The organism is Microcoleus sp. MON2_D5, assembly GCF_036701905.1.
Lineage (GTDB): Bacteria > Cyanobacteriota > Cyanobacteriia > Cyanobacteriales > Microcoleaceae > Microcoleus.
Genome location: NZ_JAUBRM010000071.1, coordinates 15,704 through 35,217, shown reverse-complemented (window position 1 = coordinate 35,217; position 19,514 = coordinate 15,704). Strand labels below are relative to the sequence as shown.

Sequence of the window (19,514 nt, the reverse complement as noted above, 5' to 3'; positions counted from 1 at the left end):
AGAGAACACCGGGAACACGAGTTTCAGCAGCAGCTAACCGAAAAATCCAGTGCTCTGGAATCTTTGCAGCAGCAATTCGCCGAAAGAGAACACCGGGAACACGAGTTTCAGCAGCAGCTAACCGAAAAATCCAGTGCTCTGGAATCTTTGCAGCAGCAATTCGCCGAAAGAGAACACCGGGAACACGAGTTTCAGCAGCAGCTAACCGAAAAATCCAGTGCTCTGGAATCTTTGCAGCAGCAATTAGCCGAAAGAGAACACCGGGAACACGAGTTTCAGCAACAGCTAGCCGAAAAATCCAGTGCTCTGGAATCTTTGCAGCAGCAACTGGCCGAAAAATCCAGTGCTCTGGAATCTTTGCAGCAGCAATTCGCCACCGAAAAGCAAAATCTCGAAAGCCAATTCCAGGAAACCGTGTCGAAGTCGAGTTACGAATCTTTGCAGCACGAGTTAGCAGAAAAGTCAAGTGCGATCGGCGACCTCCAAGTTAAATTGACCAAGTTGCAATATCTGGAAAATGAATTGGGCCAGAGTGCGGCGATACAGCGAAATTACGACGCTTTGCAGCAACAGTCTCAAGAACAGCTAAGAACCATCAAAGCTTTACGGGAACAGCTAGCTCAAATGCAGGCTGTCGCGGGGATTGGCGAAGCTTATCTCAACAAGTGGCGGCGTCCCTGATTCTCCAATCGGCTACGGCCAAAACTCGGGTTGCTTTGGACGATCCGGCTGCACCTTACCCCTGAAATGTCCTGTCAACTCGGCCTCCTTCCTCTTGTAGCGATAGATTTCAACCTGTCGCTACAAGAGCTTTTTATTGCCAAATATGAGCATACTATTAAGAAATATTACAATAAATAAATTTATGACAGGCGATCGCACCCCTTTAGGCAAATCCCATCCAGCAGACACTAAGGGCCGCGTCACGGTAATTGGAGGCGGAATCGGCGGGCTGACAGCAGCAGCCCTGCTAGCCCGCAGAGGATACAAAGTGCTAGTCTTAGACCAGGCGATCGTCCCCGGAGGATGCGCTTCCACCTTCAAACGCAAAGGCTTTACCTTCGATGTCGGCGCCACGCAGGTTGCAGGATTGGAACCCGGAGGCATTCACCACCGAATTTTCTCAGAATTAGACATAGAACTTCCCGCCGCGACACCCTGCGATCCCGCTTGTGCGGTGTTTTTGCCGGGAGAAACCGCACCGATTAGGGTGTGGCGAGATCCGCAAAAGTGGCAGCAAGAAAGGCAGCGCCAGTTTCCTGGAAGCGAACCTTTTTGGCAATTATTGTCTGCATTGTTCAAAGCTAGCTGGAAATTTCAAGGGCGCGATCCAGTTTTACCACCCAGAAACTTATGGGATTTCTGGCAATTAATTCAAGCAGTTCGCCCCGATACTCTAATTACTTTGCCTTTCACTTTTATGACAGTGGGAGATGCTTTGCGGCTTTGTGGGTTGGGCGACAATTTGCGCTTGAGAACTTTTCTGGATTTGCAGTTAAAATTGTATTCTCAAGTTGATACGGAAGAAACGGCGCTACTTTACGCGGCGACGGCTTTAGGAGTTTCGCAAGAGCCGCAGGGATTGTATCATCTAAAAGGAAGTATGCAGGTGTTGAGCGATCGACTTGTAGAGGCGATCGAACTCTACGGAGGTCAAGTCTTATTGCGGCACACAGTTGAAAGTATTGTCACCGCCAACGGCAAAGCCACCGGTACAGTGATTCGCAATCAAAAAACCGACGAAGTTTGGACAGAAACAGCCGAGCGCATTGTTGCCAACGTGACCGCGCAAAATTTAGTAAAATTGTTGTCAAGCGAGCCGAGTGTCGGAAAATTAACTAATAATTTAACTGAGAATTTATCCGTTAAATCAGAGAGTTCAGAGACAAAAAACCAACTCCCAAATCAAATGGCAGGCTACAAATATCGAGTCGATAAATTGCCGCCCGCATCCGGTGCTTTCGTGATATATTTGGGAGTGCATGAAAGCGCAATTCCGGCAAATTGTCCGCCGCACCTTCAGTTTCTCTACGATTACGACGGCGAGATTGGGGAGAATAATTCATTATTTGTTTCAGTCAGCCATCCGGGAGATGGCCGAGCACCGAAGGGAATGGCGACAATTATCGCTTCGTCATTTACTGATACTCGAATGTGGTGGAATTCGGTTGATTATGAAGGATTGAAGCAAAAATATACTGTCGGGGCGATCGCCCGTTTGAGCGAATATTTCAATTTGACGCCAGAGTCGATCGTACACCAAGAATCAGCCACACCCCGCACCTTTGCCCGCTACACAGCGAGAGATAGAGGCGTTGTAGGTGGCATCGGTCAGCGAATACCAACCTTCGGGCCATTCGGATTTGCCAACCGCACACCAATTAAAAATTTGTGGTTAGTAGGTGACTCCACCCATCCCGGAGAAGGCACTGCCGGTGTTTCCTATTCTGCTTTAACAGTAGTGCGACAAATGGAAGCCGCCTCTAAAATCTAAGAGGACACGGCAATGCCGTTTCCCTACCCCAAAAATAATTAATCGCGCGAGAGATGTAACTATCGCGCGATTAATTTTAGGGAATAGTTAACACTTAACAGTCAACAGTCAACAGTCAACAGTTAACCATCATTCCGGTGTCACCGGAATTGATATCAACTACATTCTCTGACTACTTGATAGAAATCTTTGCGCCCACAGCTTCAAGCTGTTTCTTCATTTCTTCAGCAGCTTCCTTAGCAATAGCTTCCTTAACTGCCTTCGGTGCGGCTTCTACCAAGTCTTTTGCTTCCTTCAGACCCAGACCGGTAATTGCGCGGACTTCCTTCAGAATTGCGATTTTCTTGTCAGCAGGAACTTCTTCGAGCATGACAGTAAACTCGGTTTGCTCTTCTACTGGTTCAGGAGCCGCTCCACCACCCATACCGGGCATCATCATCATGCCGCCTACAGGAGCAGCAGCGCTGACGCCGAAAGCTTCTTCAATTTGCTTGACCAATTCAGATGCTTCGAGCAAAGTCAAAGACTTAAGTTTGTCCAAGATTTCATCAGTTGCAGTAGACATTTTTTGAACTCCTAGTTCGATTGTAGATTGTGGATTGTGGATTGTGGATTACTCATTAATTATGAGTTTCTCGTCTCCAGTCATGAGTTTGTTTCTCAAAACTAACGACTCTTGACTCGTGACTAATTACTAATGACTTACGCAGATGTGCTTTCAGCTTCTGCTTCAGGTTGTGCTGGTGCTTCTGCTTGAGCTTCTGCTGGTGCTTCTGCTTCAGTTTGTGCTGGTGCTTCTGCTTGAGCTTCTGCTGGTGCTTCTGCTTCTACTGCTGCGGAATCGCCGTCTTTTTCAGCATAAGCTTTAAGACCGCGAGCGATCGAAGTAGGAACTTGATTGATACCCACAGCCAACTTGGTTGCGACACCGTTGATAGCGCCAGCAATTTGAGCCATGAGTTGTTCTTTCGACGGCAGATCGGCTAATGCTTTAACATCAGCTTCTTTCAGCACCCGTCCTTCCATCACGCCGCCGCGAAGTTCAGTCTTCTTAGAGACTTTTTGGAATTCTTGGTAAGCTTTAATCGCGCCGCCAATATCTTCTTGCACGAACAGAAACGCCGACGTACCGGTCAACAATTCCTGTATCGGCTGCCAGGTTTCGTTGCCTTCAACCGCAATTCGCATCAGCGTGTTTTTTGCCACTTGGCAACTGCTGCCTTTCGGACGCAAACGCCGACGCAAATCTGTAATTTCAGCAACAGTTAAGCCCGTGTAGTCAATTACGATCGCCAGTTGAGATTCGCTCAAGGTTTGCTTGAGGTCTGCAATAATCTCATTTTTTACTGCTAAAGTTTTGCCCATACTTATTTCACCTCCTTTTAGGATCGAAAACTGCCCACCAAAAACCCCGACCTTAGAGCCGGGGCAGAGAATTAAAAATTAACAAGTCAGAATTAAAAATAGAAAATTTCTAATCTTTGAGTCTTGAGTTTTTATTTCTTCAGCCTCGGCAGGAAATTAAGCGGTCGGCACCTGCGGTCTTCAGCTTATTGATTTTTGATTAGGCTATCATCAGAAGGCAGAGATTAGCAAGGGTCTGGCGTAAGTCTTGTGAGAGATTTACACAGACAGCCGAAGCTGTCTTTTACCTTCTGCCTTCGGCTTAATTCTGTACTAGGCAGCATCAAGTTTGGTATCGCGCAGAGCACTGATATCGACTTCGATCGAAGGGCCCATTGTTGCGGATACGTACAGACTGCGCCAGTAGCGACCTTTAGCACCAGAAGGACGGTTGCGGTCAACAGTTTCTTGCAAAGCATGAAGGTTGACGAGCAAATCTTCCGCTGAGAAAGCTGCCTTGCCAAACATAACATGAACGATGCCTGTTCGATCGGCACGGAATTCTAGTTTACCACCTTTAAACTCGTTGATCGCCTGAGCAATGTCAGTCGTCACCGTGCCACCTTTCGGAGAAGGCATCAAACCGCGCGGGCCCAACAACCGACCCAATTTTGCCACCAACGGCATCACGTCTGGGGTAGCAATCAGGCAATCAAAGTCCATCATGCCCTTTTGAATTTCATCGATCAACTCTTCAGAACCAGCAATATCCGCGCCGGCATTTAGAGCTTCTTTAACTTTTTCGCCCTTAGCAATCACCGCAATTCTGACTACTTGACCAGTTCCTTTTGGTAGCGATACAGTTGTCCGCAACTGTTGGTCAGTATATTTCGGGTCAATTCCCAAACGGATGTGAGCTTCAGCAGCTTCGCCAAACTTAGCGGTTGCTGTTTCTTTCAAAAGTTGCAGAGCTTCCAGCGGTAGATAAGGTCTGTCTTCAACTTTCTTTTGAAGTTCTTGCAGTCTTCGGGATACTTTCTTTGCCATTGTTATCTCCTGGGGTCAGTCGATTTTAGATTTTAGATTTTAGATTTTAGATTGAACCTATCGGACAATCTTAAAATCTACCCGTTTTCGGTTACTAGCGAAGCTTTGCTTCTCCCCCTGAACCGACTTAGGATTTGCGATTGGAGCTTGAAGATTTTAGCTTCAAAATCAGGAATTTTGGATTAGCAATTTGGAACTTGGACTAGGAAAAATCTTCCTTCTTCCTTCTTCCTTCTTCCTTCTTCCTTCAATCCGCGATCGCCACGCCCATATTTTTAGCCGTTCCTGCCACAATTTTCATAGCAGCCTCAACATCATTAGCATTGAGGTCAGGCATTTTGGTTTCAGCGATTTCTCGCAACTGAGCCTGTGTAATCGTCCCTACTTGCTTGCGGTTAGGTTCTCCCGAACCTTTAGCAATGCCAGCCGCTTTTTGAATCAAAACCGACGCCGGCGGGGTTTTGAGAATAAACGTAAAACTGCGGTCTTCAAAAACCGAAATTTCTACCGGAACCACCAGACCCGCTTGGTCTGCGGTTCTAGCATTGTACTCCTTGCAAAACATCATAATATTGACGCCGTGCTGACCCAGAGCTGGGCCGATCGGAGGAGCTGGGTTGGCTTTTCCCGCCGTAATCGCCAACTTAATTACTGCAACAACTTTCTTTGCCATTAGTTAGTTCTGTTTCTGAACCTGATTGAACTCCAATTCTACAGGCGTATCGCGCCCAAAAATCGAGAGTAAAACTTTGAGCTTGTTTCGTTCCGGGCTAACTTCAATCACATCACCTTCAAAATCCTTAAACGGCCCGGAAAGTACCACAACGTGGTCTCCAGTAGACATCGATACTTTGACAACCGGTTCTGATTCCTGAGCGTTTCTGAAGATCCGTTCTACTTCTGAATGACTCAGAGGTAGCGGTTTGACGTGACCCCTGCCGCGCCCGTAGCGGCGTTTCTGCTCTGCCCCGACAAAATTAATTACATTCGGGGTATTCTTGATCACCTGCCACGTATCCTCGTCCATAAACATACGGATGAGTACGTAGCCGGGAAAGATTTTTTCATCTGACTGCCGCCTGGAACCGTCTTTGCCGACTTTGATTGCCGGAGTTTGCGGAATTTCTACTTGAACGATGCGATCGGCAACATCCAAAGTTTGAATCCGCTGCTGCAAGTTTGCCTTCACGCGCTTTTCGCAGCCAGAGGCAACTTGAACAGCATACCAGCGAGCATCAATCTCCGGCACCTCTGGCGATGCTGCCTGTGCCGTCGCTTCTGTGGAATACTCAGATTCTTCTGATGCAAAAGTCATGGCCCAAACACCTTTCCCGCGCCCCAGTTAAAGAAATTATCCACCAAATAGATCAGGCTTGCTGAGAGGATTACCATCAAAAGCACGGCCAAAGACTCGCTGATCAACTGCTGCCGACTCGGCCAAACCACTTTGTCGAGTTCTTCTCTAGTTTCCTTTAAAAAACCCGCAGGATTAAACCCAGGCGCCGTTATTTCTTGAGTTTCTTGAGCTTGGTCTTTTTTCGCCACGATTCAATCCTCCTTGCGATTTTAGATTTTAGATTTTAGATTTTAGATGGTGTGAGTGGCCCGTGGCTCTCAGATTTTGTGACACTAACCACTTACGCCCAAGTCCCAAATCTCAAATCTAAAGCCACGACTTTTTTACAAGCCCAACCTATCAACTGTGTAACTGCCGATCGCCGAAACCGACGATCGAGAAGCGACACCGAGCATTTGTTGATGGCATTTTTTGCGAACCGCCCACAAAAATTAATTCTACCCGAAAGTTTGCGGTTTTGACTGTTGCCAGCCAATAATCCGGGCGCTTTCGGGCAGAATTTAAAGTTTGGTGATTCAGCGCGCCCTGGAGGACTTGAACCCCCGACATCAGGTTTTGGAGACCTGCGTTCTACCAACTGAACTAAGAGCGCACAGGTGAGGTTGCTGAAATTCGCTTAACCTCTAGATTTCTATTTTAACACAGTGCGCTCTTAAATGGGAAACTTTTTTTTGAAATTTCTCAATTTCCCATGAACCATGAACCAAGGGGAAGCTGGGTGCATTCCTACAGGGAGCGATCGAACCGCTGTTTGACGCGAGTAGCTTTGCCCACCCGATCGCGCAGGTAGTAAAGTTTTGCTCTGCGGACTTTCCCGCGGCGCATCACTTGGATCGTGGCGATGCGGGGCGAGTGAATCAAAAACACCCGTTCCACTCCGACGCCCTGAAACACGCGGCGGACGGTGATTGTTTCATTAATCCCGCCGTTACGCATGGCAATCACAGTCCCTTCGTAGGGCTGAACCCGTTCTTTGTTACCCTCTCTAATTTTCACGCCGACTCGCACTGTGTCGCCCACGTAAATTTCCGGGAGTTGTTTATTAAGTTCTTGCTTGACTCTATTTATTTCTTCCGTTTCGATAGAACGGATTATTTCTGCGCCTTTCATGGGATTTACCAAAACTCACAATCCCTTATCATATATCGAAATGCCCGTTTTATGTCAAAAAAATTCTATGTTAAATACCTCTGAGGTCGTATTTCTGCAACTGGGGGCAATGGCTGCACTCGCCTTCTACGTCGCCGCCAACTTGGGGGCAAACGATGTCGCTAACTCGATGGGGACATCCGTAGGCTCGAAGGCGCTAACGCTGCGGCAGGCAATAATTGTTGCAGGCATACTGGAGTTTTCCGGCGCAGTGCTGTTCGGGCAAGGCGTTTCCGAAACTCTGGCAACAGGAGTTGTGAAGGCACAAGTGTTCGCTACCCAACCGCAAGTATTTTTAATCGGGATGGTGTCAGTGCTGATAGCTTGCGGGATCTGGCTGCAAATCGCTACCAGTCGAGGTTTGCCAGTTTCTTCATCCCATGCAGTGGTGGGCGCGATCGCGGGTTTTAGCTGTGTTGCAGCCGGAATTAATGCAGTTGATTGGCGAACCATCGGCACCATCTCCCTAACTTGGGTGGCGACACCTGTTGCTAGCGGTGCTTTAGCCGCGCTATTTTACAGTGTGGTGAAGTATTCGATTCTCGATCGGCCAGATCCTCTATCTCAAATGCGCGAGTGGATACCTTGGCTGAGTGCAGCAATGCTGAGCGTATTTGGGATAATTGTACTGCCCTCTGTTGTGGATGTTGCTTTGGTGCAGACAGGGGCGATCGCCCTAGCGCACGATCGATTTGGCTGGAATCTTCCCATTCACGATGTTGTCATTGGCATTGGGAGTATTGGGGCGATCGTCCTCACACTCAATAGCTGGAAAAAATTAGAATCAGTTGAGAAGGAAGAAGAAAGAAGGAAGAAGGAAGAAGGAAGAGGAGATAAGGGATTCGGCCTAAGTACAAACTCCTCCCCCACTCCGACACTCCCTCACTCTCTCATCGAGCAACAAATGGCGAGATTTCAAGTCTTGAGCGCCTGTTTTGTAGCATTTTCCCACGGTTCCAACGACGTAGGAAATGCAGTTGCTCCCCTAGCTGCGATCGCCTACATCCGGCGCACAGGTTCCTTTCCCTCAGAAGATTTCAGCGTTCCCCTGTGGATTTTAGTCGTCGGAGGCGCAGGAATAGTCATCGGTTTAGCCATCTGGGGTAAAAATGTAATTGCCACAGTCGGCGAAAAAATCATCGAACTGCAACCAAGCGGCGGATTTTGCGCGGAATTAGCCACAGCTACCACAGTCTTGCTAGCATCCCGCTTCGGTTTGCCAGTTTCCACCTCCCACGCTTTAGTCGGTGCAGTCGTCGGAGTCGGGCTGATCAAAGCTTGGAAAACAGTACGCTTGCAAACTTTGCTGTCAATTGGTTCGGCTTGGCTGGTGACAATTCCGATCGCAGCAGGTTTGGCTGCTATCATCTTCAGCATCGCGCAATCCATTGGGCAATTTTAGATTTTAAATTTTAGATTGAGGAATTTGATCCCACATTCCGCACCCTCAACTGTCACACGGGGGATTTTGGTGTTCTTGGTGGTAGTAAGCTTGCTCAACCTAGGTGAGACTAAGCACTAATACTTAAGTCGAATTAGCTGTCAGGCTCAGGATGAACTCAACTTGTCATTAATTTCTGTTAATTGACAATAACTAGGGAGAAAAAACAAGCACTCCCTGAAAAATCATTAGTTTTTTCCGTTCAGCCTCAGCAGCCCGTGTGACAGTTGAGGGTGCGGAATGTGGGCTTTAAACCTCCAGTCTGCATATCAACGCTACGTTTTCGACCACCTGTTTTTGGAGCAGGGATTAGTTGTGATAATACTTCCCATTGCTCACAAGTCAGATTGTGTGGTACGCTCGATTCATGGCTCTCGTAACTCTGTCATACTGAAGTGTTATTTCTAATGATAGGATAACCGTTACATAAGCTTTCTTACTTTTCAGACATCCACTAAGCAGGTTCCTATGGAAATACCAAAAAGAATTACTCTCAGAGTTGGCGACATGAACACCGTGAGATTACCAGGACTAGGAGCGGCCGGTTATGCCTGGACTCACGAGGTTATTGAAAACAGTGGTTTAATCGAGGTGTCCACTGGGCGAGGCGGGAGTCCACAACCTGGTGAGGCTGCCCAGCAAATTATGGGTGCTAGTGTAGATGAGCTAATCTATATTCAAGCTCTAAGAGCAGGACGCTCTAGAATTCGCCTCATTCAAAGGGGACCTGGGAGATCGGACCAACCACCATCCCAGGAACACATTCTTGAAGTTGATATTAAAAACTAAATTGAGGATATTTATCGCTCATAACTTCATTTAACGAACTGAACGCTCAACTGCAAGCTTCCTTTGCTCGCTGGGCAGCTCAACAAACTTCTCTCTTTCTACTCTCCGATTAGGTCGAGTGCTAGATAAAGTTGATCTCAGAATCGTCTGAGCCAATTTTCCTTTCATAATTGACATCAGTGCTGCAACTTTTTCAGGCAGTTTTTGTTTTTTGCGTCTGTTTATTGTCAATTAAAAGCATTAATGATAATGACAGCGCACTCTCTCCTAACTACCTTTCTGACTTAAGTATTATTGCTTAAGTAAATGGCGAGTTGCTCAGCTAATCCACCGCTTTGGTAGCCACAGCCATCCTTGTGACAGTTGTGGGTGCGGAATGTGGGTTTGATCGCAGTCAACAGTCAACAGTCAACAGTCAACAATCACGGATAGTGCAACCGGAATTGAGAGAATTCATCTGCGTCAATCTGTGTTTATCTGCCCTCATCTGCGGTTAAAAAAAGAGAATGTAAACCGCAGATGACAATGGATTGACGCGGATTCACGCAGAGGTCGAGAATAGGGGGAATAATTCCGATTCTAACAGATTTGATAGGATTTCTAGTTGCACAAAGTTTGCTTCTGGTGCTCACACTTTTTTTACCTCCTCACTACAAACACGATCAAGGTGATATTACCGGATATGAGATTGCCCACTTCTTCATCACTAATCATAATTTCCCCGCTCGAACCCGATTTCGACGCACACTAACCCGGGTAAATCAATCACTTAATTCCCGATCCAAGCAATGCTTTAGCTGTTGAGCCAGCACTTCAACATTGGGCTTTCTCAACATAGTAAGGTGATTCCCAGGAACTCTAATCACCTCTACTTTTTCCGCCGTTAATTCGCTCCACCCAAGAGTCGGATCTTGATGACTCATGCTTAGCTGTTCCTCCGATCTAAACAGAGTAATTCGCTGCGGATAAATTTTCGGTACATAGCTGATAGTTGCTTGACTGTTAGCCTGAAATACAGTAAACATCGAAGGAATTGCCAGCTCGCGCCAGTTGGGTTTTTTTGACTCTTGAGATAAGATGCTAACCATAACAGCCTGTTTCCAATTCCAGCGATGCAAAAAATTAGCTGCCAAATTAAGCATTTTATTTAATTTAGGAAACCTGGCCGCAATACCACCAACTTGCACATTTTCCGCAGCAGCCACCAAGCGAAAATAATCTACTACAAAAGGCCAGATAGAGCGCGAAACAGTAGTCAGAATAAACTTGCAACCGTGCCAAAAAGAAGGTTTGTTAGCAGAAACCGGCGCTAAATTATCCAGCACAGCAAGTAAAGCAACTTCATCCCCCGCTGCGAGCAACTGTTGAGCCATCTCAAAAGCAACCAAACCTCCAAAAGACCAGCCTCCTAAAAAATAAGGCCCTTTTGGTTGAACTGTACGCAAGGCTGCGATGTAGTCAGCCGCCATGTCTTCAATGCTAGTTAACGGAGAACTTTCGCCGTCAATACCCTTTGGTTGCAGCCCGTAAAACGGTTGATTTTCTCCTAGCTGAAACGCTAACTCGACATAAGGAAATACCACGCCAAAGATGGGATGGACGCAGAAGAACGGGGGATTTTTACCGCGAGGCTTAATTGCAACTAAAGGCGACCATTCCAGAGAATTTGTTTCTGAAGATAGCGAATTGGCTAAACCTTCAATTGTGGGATTTAAAAAAAGAGCAGACAGCGGTAACTCGCGCTCAAATTGCTGGTTAATCTCATTGATGAGGCGGATTGCCAGCAGGGAATCTCCACCCAAATCGAAGAAGTTGTCGCGAATGCCAACGCACTCTGCGTTGAGGATTTCGGCCCAAATTTTGGCGAGGGTTGACTCGGTTGGTGTGCGAGGTGCAATGCAGCTTTTATCTATTGAATTGCTAGTTAGATTTCCCGGTGCAGGTAGGCGTAGGCGGTCAATTTTGCCATTGGGAGTTAGGGGCAGAAAATCCATCGCCACAAAAGCACTGGGAATCATGTAATTGGGCAGTTGTTGTTTGAGGAAATTGCGTAGTTCCCCGGGATTAAGCGGCTGATTGTGATTGGGGACGACATAAGCAACTAGGCGTTTGTTGCCCGACAAATCATCCGCAGCAACCGCCGCTGTTTCTTTGACTGCTGGATGCTGAACCAGCAGCGCTTCAATTTCTCCCAATTCTATTCGATAACCGCGAATTTTTACCTGTTCGTCAGTGCGGCCTAAAAACTCAATATTGCCGTCGGGACAATAGCGAGCTAAGTCACCAGTTTTATAAAATCGTTCTCCTGCTTTCTGGCTAAACGGATTAGCAATAAATCGCTGGGCGGTTAATTCGGGGCGGTTCAGGTAGCCTCGCGCCAATCCGCTGCCGCCGATGTACAATTCACCGGGAATTCCCACGGGTACAGGCTGTAAATTTTTATCTAAAATATAGAGTTGAGTGTTAGCTATTGGGCGGCCGATTGGCGGTTTTTTGCGTGAAGCGAAGCTATCCCGCAGGGAATCGGAAATTTCGGCCAAACTTGACCAGACTGTCGCTTCTGTAGGGCCGTAAGCGTTAAAAAATCTGCGCCTGGAAGCCCAGCGTTTAACAACATCGGGGGAACAGGATTCGCCCGCACAGATGATTGTTTGCAGTGCGGGAAGTTTGGCGTTTGGAAGGACAGCTAGCAGCGAGGGGGGGAAGGTAGCGTGAGTAATAGCATTGTCCTGCAAAAATTCGATTAATGTTTGTCCGGGCAACAAAGATTCTTTCTTGGCACAGTAAAGTGTTGCTCCGGTTCCCAAGGCCATGACAATCTCAAAGATTGAGGCATCAAAACTCAGGGATGCGAATTGCAAAATGCGGTGATTTGAGTTTAAGTTAAAAGCTTCTATTTGAGCTATGGCTAAGTTGTATAGTCCCCGATGTTCGATTAAAACGCCTTTGGGTTTTCCGGTTGAACCCGATGTGTAGATGACGTAGGCAAGGTTTTCCGGTAGGATATTTGTAGTTGGATTTTCGGGGCTTTGTTGAGCAATAATTTTTCTGTCCGAGTCCAAACACACTACTGAAAAAACTCCGTAATTTTCCGGCTGCGTCAATTTTTTTGCTAAGTGCTGCTGAGTTACCAAAATCGACACCTGAGCATCTTCTAACATGAAGTTAAGTCGCTCTTGAGGATAAGTTGGATCTAAAGGCAGGTAGGCTGCGCCTGCTTTGATAATGCCTAGCAATCCGACGATCGCATCTAAGGAACGTTCTACACAAAGGCCCACTAAAACTTCTGGTGCTGCTCCCAATTGCTGCAAGTAATGTGCAAGTTGGTTGGCTCGGCTATTGAGTTGGCGGTAGGTTAACTGCTGGTTTTCAAAGACGGCGGCGACAGCATGGGGCGATCGCTCGACTCGCTCTTCAAATAGCTGATGGAAACACTGGTTTTGCGGATAATCTCTCTGAGTGTCATTCCAATCATTTAATAATTGCTGGTACTCTGGCGCTGTCAGCAAAGCCAAGTCGCTGAGGTGCTGTTTGGGATTGGCAACAATGGCTTCAAGCAGCGTTTGGAAATGTCCCGCCATGCGCGCAATTGTGGCGCTATCAAATAAATCTGTGCTGTAGACAAATTGCCCTTGAATACTTCCTGCATTTTCCCACAAGTGGCACTCTAAATCTAGCTTGGCGGTTCCTGCGTCAAAGTCGATCGCCTCTCCAACGATTCCCGGCAATTCTAGCGCTGCTACAGGAGTGTTTTGCAGGCTAAAACTAACTTGAAATAGGGGGTTGCGGCTCAACTCGCGATCGGGGTGCATTTCCTCGACCAACTTCTCGAAGGGCAAATCTTGGTGGGCGTAGGCTGCCATTGCGACGTTTTTTACCCGATGCAATAGTTCCCGAAAAGTTGGATTTCCTGATAAATCTGCACGCAGCACCAAACTATTGACAAAAAAACCGATTAATGCTTCTATTTCGCTCAGGTTGCGATTGGCGATCGGCGTTCCTACTGCAATATCTACTTGTCCTGTATAGCGGTACAGCAAAGTTTGAAAAGCGGCTAGTAGAGTGATAAATAAAGTCGCGCTTTCTTGCTGGCTCAATGACTTTAGCGCCTCGCTCAAAGCAGGTGATAGTGTTATAAATTGTTTAGCGCCGCGGTAGGATGGAACGGCTGGTCTTTGCCTGTCTGTTGGTAGATTGAGTGCGGTAATTTCCTTTAATTGCTGCCGCCAATAAGCTAACTGCGTTTCTAATACTTCGCCCTGCAACCATTGGTGCTGCCATTCTGCAAAGTCGGCGTACTGCACGGGCAGTGCTGGTAAGTGCGAGATCCCATTTTTTACAAATGCTGTGTAGAGCGTTCCCAGCTCTCGAATTAGCACTCCAATCGACCAACCATCAGCCACAATATGATGTAAATTCAGCAACAATATATGTTCTGTTTCACTGAGCTTTAGGAGCGTTACTTTGAATAACTGCCCGGCGGCTAAATCGAAAGGGCATTGTGCTGCATCGGTTGCGAGTTCCAGCGCTGCGGTTTCCTGCTGATTTGGCGAGAGATTTTGTAAGTCGATTGTGGGGAGGGATACGGTTAAAATGGGAGCAATAATTTGTACGAGTTCCCCTTCCAAAAGCGTAAAAGTGGTGCGTAAAGTTTCGTGCCGCTGCACAATTTCGTTGAAGGTTTGCTCTAAGGATCTGAAGTTGAGGGAACCTGTTAAGCGGAGTGCTGCTGAGACATTGTAGAAAGGATTGCCCGGTGCTAATTGATTGAGGAACCAAAGCCGCTGCTGGGCAAAGGATGCCGGGAAGACGAAAACTTCTGTTTCTTGCTGCATATTTATCGAAAGTGTACCCTGTTTAACAGCGCTCCTTTTTATTTACTTTCTTGATTAAAAGATGATAGCTTCATCCGCCGACTGTCCCGAGAAATCGCCACTAAAGCAGGAGCTTTAATATTAGCATCGCTCTCTTTTAAATTCTCCACAATCTTAGATAATTCTGAAATTGTCGGCGCTTCAAAAACCCGGCGCAAAGGCAACTCTACCCCGAAAGCATCTCGCACTCTAGAAACAAGCTGAGTCGCCAGCAGCGAATGGCCTCCCAATTCAAAGAAATTGTCCCGGATACCCACTCGCTTTATCCCCAAAACCTCAGCCCAAATTTTCACTAAAACTTCCTCAATAGAAGTATGAGGCGCAACATAACCGCCAGCCCATTCTAACTTAATCGGCTCCGGTGCAGGCAAAGCGAGGCGATCGACCTTTCCGTTAGCCGTCACAGGTAGCGACTCCAGCACCACAAAAGCCGACGGAACCATATATTCCGGCAGTTTTTCTGCTAGATAAGCCTGCAACTGCGGCACTAATTTACGCGCTGCTTTAGCTTGTAAGGGATTGTTAGCATAAGAGCGCCAAGGACGCAAGTTATCGCTTCTGGTTTCTCGCACAAAATCTCTGGTTTCGCCCCGTGCAAACACTACATCGTAGCGCCCTTGACTGTCGGAATTAGACCAACTAATATTAACATTATACGGAACTTCCAAAGCATACCATGCTTCGGGATCTACTCCTAAATCCTCGACTTTTTCCACGGCTTTCTGCAACTGACCTGCTGTAGGAAATTTATCGACAACAGACAGCAATTCTGCTGCCTTAACTGCTGCCATTACCCGCGCGTTTGGCACATTAGCAATTCTTAAAACATCGAGTTCATTTTCCAATAATATTTGTTGCACCTTGGTAACAGTCAGATTCTGATTTTCAGCCGACCAATCCAGCCGTTTCGCTCCCCCCAACTCCCCTTGTGCCGGGGATTGGGGGGAATCTGTTTCCGAAGCAATATGGAGAATAGCATTGTACCGAAAATCTGTTAACTCATTGTGATAACTACCGCGAATTAATTGAATCTCTACGCCACCAATCTGCGGAAAGCGGTGTTTTAATGCGCTAAAAAACTCTGGTTCAATAACTAACTCTGTTTCTTGAAAAATTTGCATTTGTACTCGCTGCTGCAACTGTTCGCCAGCGAGAGAAGGTTCGGCTTGATACAGTTGTACCGAAGCGTGAAAAGCTGCCAGCAACGGCAAGCTGCGGACATCTCCGATGAATATAAAGCCGCCGGAAGCAGTTGCTTTCACCGCACCTTCTAGCACCTGCACGAGATAGTCGATATTCGGGAAATATTGCACGACAGAGTTGAGAATTACTGCGTCAAAACCTGCTGTTTCTACTCCTTCAAAGTCAGTCGCCATTTTCTGAAGCAGCGTTACATTAGCTAACTCTTGATTTGCCAAGTGCTGCCGAATATAGTTGAGCGAAATAGGTGAAAAGTCGGTGCCGCAATATTGAGTGCAGCGAGGCGCAATTTGGAACAGCAACAAACCTGTGCCGCAGCCAATTTCTAACACTCGGCTAGGCTGCAAAGCTAAAATTTGGGCGGCTTGATTTTTCGCCCAGTCGCGCATCTGTTCTGCTGGGATTGGCTGATTAGTATAACTGCTATTCCAGCCCACAATATTAAATGTTGGATCTGAGTCAACAGCAGGTTGATTGTAAGTTTCATTGTAGAGCATTTGCCACTGCAAAACCTGTTCGTCCTGCAATTGCATTATTTGGTTTTTTTCGCGGGCAACGCTATATTCTGCATTCAGGGCAATATAAGCTACTAAACGTTTATCTCCCTGTCCATCTTCGGAAGTTGTTACTACAGTTTGCTGCACGGCGGGATGTTGAGTTAATAGTGTCTCAATTTCTCCTAATTCGATGCGGAAACCGCGAATTTTTACTTGTTCGTCAATGCGTCCTAAAAATTCAAGGTTGCGATCGGCTCTGTAGCGCACTAAGTCGCCGGTTTTGTAAATTCGCTCTCCTGAATTTGGTTTAAAAGGATTGACAATAAAGCGTTGTGCGGTTAAATCTGGGCGGTTGAGGTAGCCGCGAGCGAGTCCGTTTCCGCCGATGTACAATTCGCCAACAACGCCCATTGGTACGGGCTGCAAATATTTATCTAATATGTAGATTTGAGTGTTAGCAATGGGGCGGCCAATTGTCGGGGCGATGTCTGTTTGCTCTGTTGCAGGAATATAACCGGAAGTTGTGACGACGGTGTTCTCGGTTGGGCCGTAATTATTTACTAGCTTAAATGGATGGGATTTTAAAGGATGTTGTTGCAGTTTTTCGCCGCCTGCGAGCAAGATTCGCAACGCTGTTGTTTGAGGCCAATCTAATAGCAAAACTTTCTCGGCTAAAGGTGTTGGCAAAAAGCTAATTGTAATGGCTTTTGATACTAACCAGTTTTGCAGTTTTTCAGGATCTCGCCTGATGTCATCTTCTGGAAAGTAGATGCTAGCTCCCGCGGCGAGATAAGGCCAAATTTCCCACCCGCAAGCATCAAAGCCGATCGCTGCAATTTGCGTTGCCCGATCGCCCGCTGAGACCCCAAACTCTCTTTGATGCCAAAAAACGAGATTTAACAAGCTCCCGTGCTCAATTTCCACTCCTTTCGGCTTTCCCGTGGAGCCGGAGGTATAAATCGCGTAAGCCAGATTTTCGGCTGTGGCTGCGCTGGTGGGGTTGTCGGCGATTTCTTGGGAAATCATCTCCCAGTCTGTGTCTAGAAAAACAACCCTTGGATGGTGAATTTTATCATCTGACTGTGTTTCTAAATTTTGCACTTCGCCATCATCCACCAGGGAATAAATTCCCTGGCTCATAGCTGAAGTCGGCTTCAGCCGACTGGAAACTTGTCCTCCTTCAGTCGTCTTTAGACGACTTTCGCTATTAGACAGGGAATTTATTCCCTGGCGGGTAAGCAATACTGACACTTGAGCATCTTTTACCATAAAGCTCGATCGCTCAGCAGGATAGCTCGGATCTAAAATTAAGTAAGATCCTCCCGCTTTCAGGATACCCAACATCCCCACGATCAGATCGAGCGATCGCCCGCAGCAAAGCCCGACTAAAACTTCCGCCCCAACCCCAATTTTTTGCAGATAACGTGCTAGTTGGTTGCTGCGGAGATTTAGCTCTCGATAGGTGACTCGCTCCTCTCCAAATACCAGCGCCACCGCATCCGGTGTCCGATCTGCCTGCATTTCAAATAGCTGATGAATGCACAAATCTTGCGGATAATCTGCCTGAGTGTTGTTGCATTCAACTAACAAATGATAACGCTCTTTGTCGCTCAAATATTGCAAGTTGGCAATTCGCTGTTCGGGATTTGTCACAATCCTTTCTAACAGAGTTTGAAAATGCCCTAACATTCGGGTAATCGTAGCTTCATCAAATAAATCGGCGCTGTAAATAACCATGCCGCTGATGCCCTCGGAGCTATCAACCCACAGCTTATTGCTGGGCGATTGGTTGCTTCCCGAGCTGTTGGGCGATCGCTCCCACAAATGAAACTCCAAATCAAACCGCGCTGTACCCACATCTAACTGCTGCGGGCTGAGTGTTAATTCCGGCAATTCTAACCCATTCCCCGGCGCGTTTTGCAGCGCAAACGCCACCTGAAATAAGGGATTTTGGTTCAACGCGCGATCGGGGTGCAGTTCTTCTACTAACTTCTCAAACGGCAAATCTTGGTGAGCGTAAGCTCCTAATGCTACCTCTTTGACTCGGTTTAAAAGTTCCCGAAAAGTTGGATTTCCCGACAAATCTGTACGCAGCACCAAACTGTTGACAAAAAAACCGATTAGTGCTTCTATTTCACTGCGGTTGCGATTGGCGATCGGCGAACCTACAACAATATCTTCTTGCTGCGCGTAATGGTAAAGCAACGTTTTAAAAGCTGCCAGCATTGTCATAAACAGCGTCACTCCTTCGCGCTGGCTCAACGTTTCTAAAGCCTCGCTCAGTTGTTTTGGCAGTTGCAAAAATTGCCTTTTGCCTCGGTAACTTTGAATTGCTGGCCTGGGTCGATCCGCAGGCAAATTTAGCATAGAAATGCCGTTTAACTGCTGCCGCCAGTAAGCAAGCTGCGTTTCTAAAACTTCCCCTTGCAGCCATTCGCGCTGCCATTTGGCAAAATCAGCGTACTGGATCGACAAAGCCGGTAAAGGCGAAGGTTTTTCGCTAGCAAATGCCGTGTAAAGTGCGCCTAATTCCTGAATTAGCACTCCGATAGACCAACCATCGGAGACAATGTGGTGCATATTCAGCATTAGTAAATATTCGGCATCATCTAACTGCAATAATGTGACTCGCAGCAACAAGTCATTGGACAAATTGAAAGAGCGTTGAGCTTCCTCAGTGGTGAGCCTGTTTGCTTCAGTTTGTCGAGATTCCTTTGGCAAGTTTCGCAAGTCCACTACATTAATCGGGAGGTGGAAAGCCGCAGCTATTCTCTGAACAGGTTGCCCCGAAACTACTGCTAAAGTCGTGCGTAAAGCTTCGTGGCGGCGCACAATTTCATTGAAGGTTTGTTGCAGGGCTGCAAAATTGAGCGAACCTGTCAAACGCAAGGCTGCGGGAACATTATAAAAAGGATTGTTCGGGACTAATTGGTCGAGAAACCACAAGCGCTGCTGTGCAAAGGAAAGCGGTAGATTTCCTTCCCGCCCCATAGAAACAATCGGTGTATGAGTTAAACTAGAAGTACGATTAGCTGCTTTTAAAAATAAAACAATCTCGGCTTTTCTCTGAGAAATTTCGGCGCGCAGTTCTGGTGTAATAATTCCTTCTGGAGCGTTGCAGCGCAGGATCTCGCCCTCAACAAAAATATTAATATCTAGAGTGCGAAGGTAAGATAAAAACTCAACTAAGTCCACCCTGACAGAATCTCTGGCATTTGGCGATGAACTCGATATTTTTGGATCGGGCATTTTGAGTCATCCTGTGATTACTTTTGCAAATATAAAATAAATTCCACCAGCGCACAAGCTAAGAGCTTAACTT

At 46.9% G+C, this 19,514-nt stretch carries 13 protein-coding genes, 1 tRNA gene, 1 pseudogene and 1 other annotated feature; of the genes and pseudogenes, 4 read left to right on the top strand and 11 right to left on the bottom strand.

Annotation, left to right across the window (positions count from 1 at the left end):
• Positions 1–681, top strand: a pseudogene (locus QUA47_RS22935) (CopG family transcriptional regulator); the annotation flags it as partial.
• Between the two features lie 184 nt (positions 682–865).
• Complete coding sequence (locus tag QUA47_RS22930) at positions 866–2,494, top strand: FAD-dependent oxidoreductase (RefSeq protein ID WP_333432445.1); 1,629 nt, start codon at positions 866–868, stop codon at positions 2,492–2,494.
• 172 nt (positions 2,495–2,666) lie between these two features.
• On the opposite strand, the gene rplL is transcribed toward QUA47_RS22930, so the two are convergent.
• The 9 genes from rplL to rplS form a co-directional block, all read right to left on the bottom strand.
• Positions 2,667–3,059: a 50S ribosomal protein L7/L12 gene (rplL, locus tag QUA47_RS22925; protein ID WP_039887983.1), complete on the bottom strand. Its 393-nt coding sequence runs from the start codon at positions 3,057–3,059 to the stop codon at positions 2,667–2,669.
• A 137-nt stretch (positions 3,060–3,196) separates the two neighbouring features.
• Positions 3,197–3,859 (bottom strand): 50S ribosomal protein L10, encoded by a 663-nt coding sequence (gene rplJ, locus QUA47_RS22920; RefSeq protein WP_333432444.1) that lies wholly within the window; start codon positions 3,857–3,859, stop codon positions 3,197–3,199.
• 29 nt (positions 3,860–3,888) lie between these two features.
• Positions 3,889–4,061: a sequence feature (ribosomal protein L10 leader region), on the bottom strand.
• A 110-nt stretch (positions 4,062–4,171) separates the two neighbouring features.
• The gene (gene rplA / locus QUA47_RS22915) at positions 4,172–4,885 is read right to left on the bottom strand and encodes a 50S ribosomal protein L1 (protein WP_190663916.1); all 714 of its coding nucleotides are present in this window, start codon (positions 4,883–4,885) and stop codon (positions 4,172–4,174) included.
• 247 nt (positions 4,886–5,132) lie between these two features.
• The gene (gene rplK, locus QUA47_RS22910; protein WP_006635588.1) at positions 5,133–5,558 is read right to left on the bottom strand and encodes a 50S ribosomal protein L11; all 426 of its coding nucleotides are present in this window, start codon (positions 5,556–5,558) and stop codon (positions 5,133–5,135) included.
• 3 nt (positions 5,559–5,561) lie between these two features.
• The gene (nusG, locus tag QUA47_RS22905; protein ID WP_006635589.1) at positions 5,562–6,200 is read right to left on the bottom strand and encodes a transcription termination/antitermination protein NusG; all 639 of its coding nucleotides are present in this window, start codon (positions 6,198–6,200) and stop codon (positions 5,562–5,564) included.
• On the bottom strand, positions 6,197–6,430 hold the full coding sequence (secE, locus tag QUA47_RS22900) for a preprotein translocase subunit SecE (RefSeq protein ID WP_006635590.1): 234 nt from the start codon (positions 6,428–6,430) through the stop codon (positions 6,197–6,199). Before secE ends, nusG begins: the two co-directional genes overlap by 4 nt.
• Positions 6,431–6,581: 151 nt before the next feature.
• The gene (locus QUA47_RS22895; RefSeq protein WP_333214733.1) at positions 6,582–6,791 is read right to left on the bottom strand and encodes a hypothetical protein; all 210 of its coding nucleotides are present in this window, start codon (positions 6,789–6,791) and stop codon (positions 6,582–6,584) included.
• A tRNA-Trp gene (locus QUA47_RS22890) sits at positions 6,762–6,834 on the bottom strand. The genes QUA47_RS22895 and QUA47_RS22890 overlap by 30 nt, the downstream gene beginning before the upstream one ends.
• 134 nt (positions 6,835–6,968) lie before the next feature.
• Complete coding sequence (rplS, locus tag QUA47_RS22885) at positions 6,969–7,352, bottom strand: 50S ribosomal protein L19 (RefSeq protein WP_190663914.1); 384 nt, start codon at positions 7,350–7,352, stop codon at positions 6,969–6,971.
• Positions 7,353–7,392: 40 nt separating this feature from the next.
• On the opposite strand from rplS, the gene QUA47_RS22880 reads away from it, so the two are divergent.
• Both QUA47_RS22880 and QUA47_RS31065 read left to right on the top strand, forming a co-directional pair.
• Positions 7,393–8,793, top strand: coding sequence for an inorganic phosphate transporter (locus QUA47_RS22880; protein WP_445302540.1), 1,401 nt, complete (start codon positions 7,393–7,395; stop codon positions 8,791–8,793).
• A gap of 507 nt (positions 8,794–9,300) precedes the next feature.
• On the top strand, positions 9,301–9,621 hold the full coding sequence (locus QUA47_RS31065; RefSeq protein ID WP_445301653.1) for a protease inhibitor I42 family protein: 321 nt from the start codon (positions 9,301–9,303) through the stop codon (positions 9,619–9,621).
• 761 nt (positions 9,622–10,382) lie between these two features.
• Here the strand turns inward: QUA47_RS31065 and QUA47_RS22875 are convergent.
• Both QUA47_RS22875 and QUA47_RS22870 read right to left on the bottom strand, forming a co-directional pair.
• A complete protein-coding gene (locus QUA47_RS22875) occupies positions 10,383–14,456 on the bottom strand; it encodes an amino acid adenylation domain-containing protein (RefSeq protein ID WP_333432442.1) in 4,074 nt (1,357 codons plus the stop codon).
• Positions 14,457–14,494: 38 nt separating this feature from the next.
• Complete coding sequence (locus tag QUA47_RS22870; protein WP_333432441.1) at positions 14,495–19,441, bottom strand: amino acid adenylation domain-containing protein; 4,947 nt, start codon at positions 19,439–19,441, stop codon at positions 14,495–14,497.
• Between the last annotated feature and the right edge of the window lie 73 nt (positions 19,442–19,514).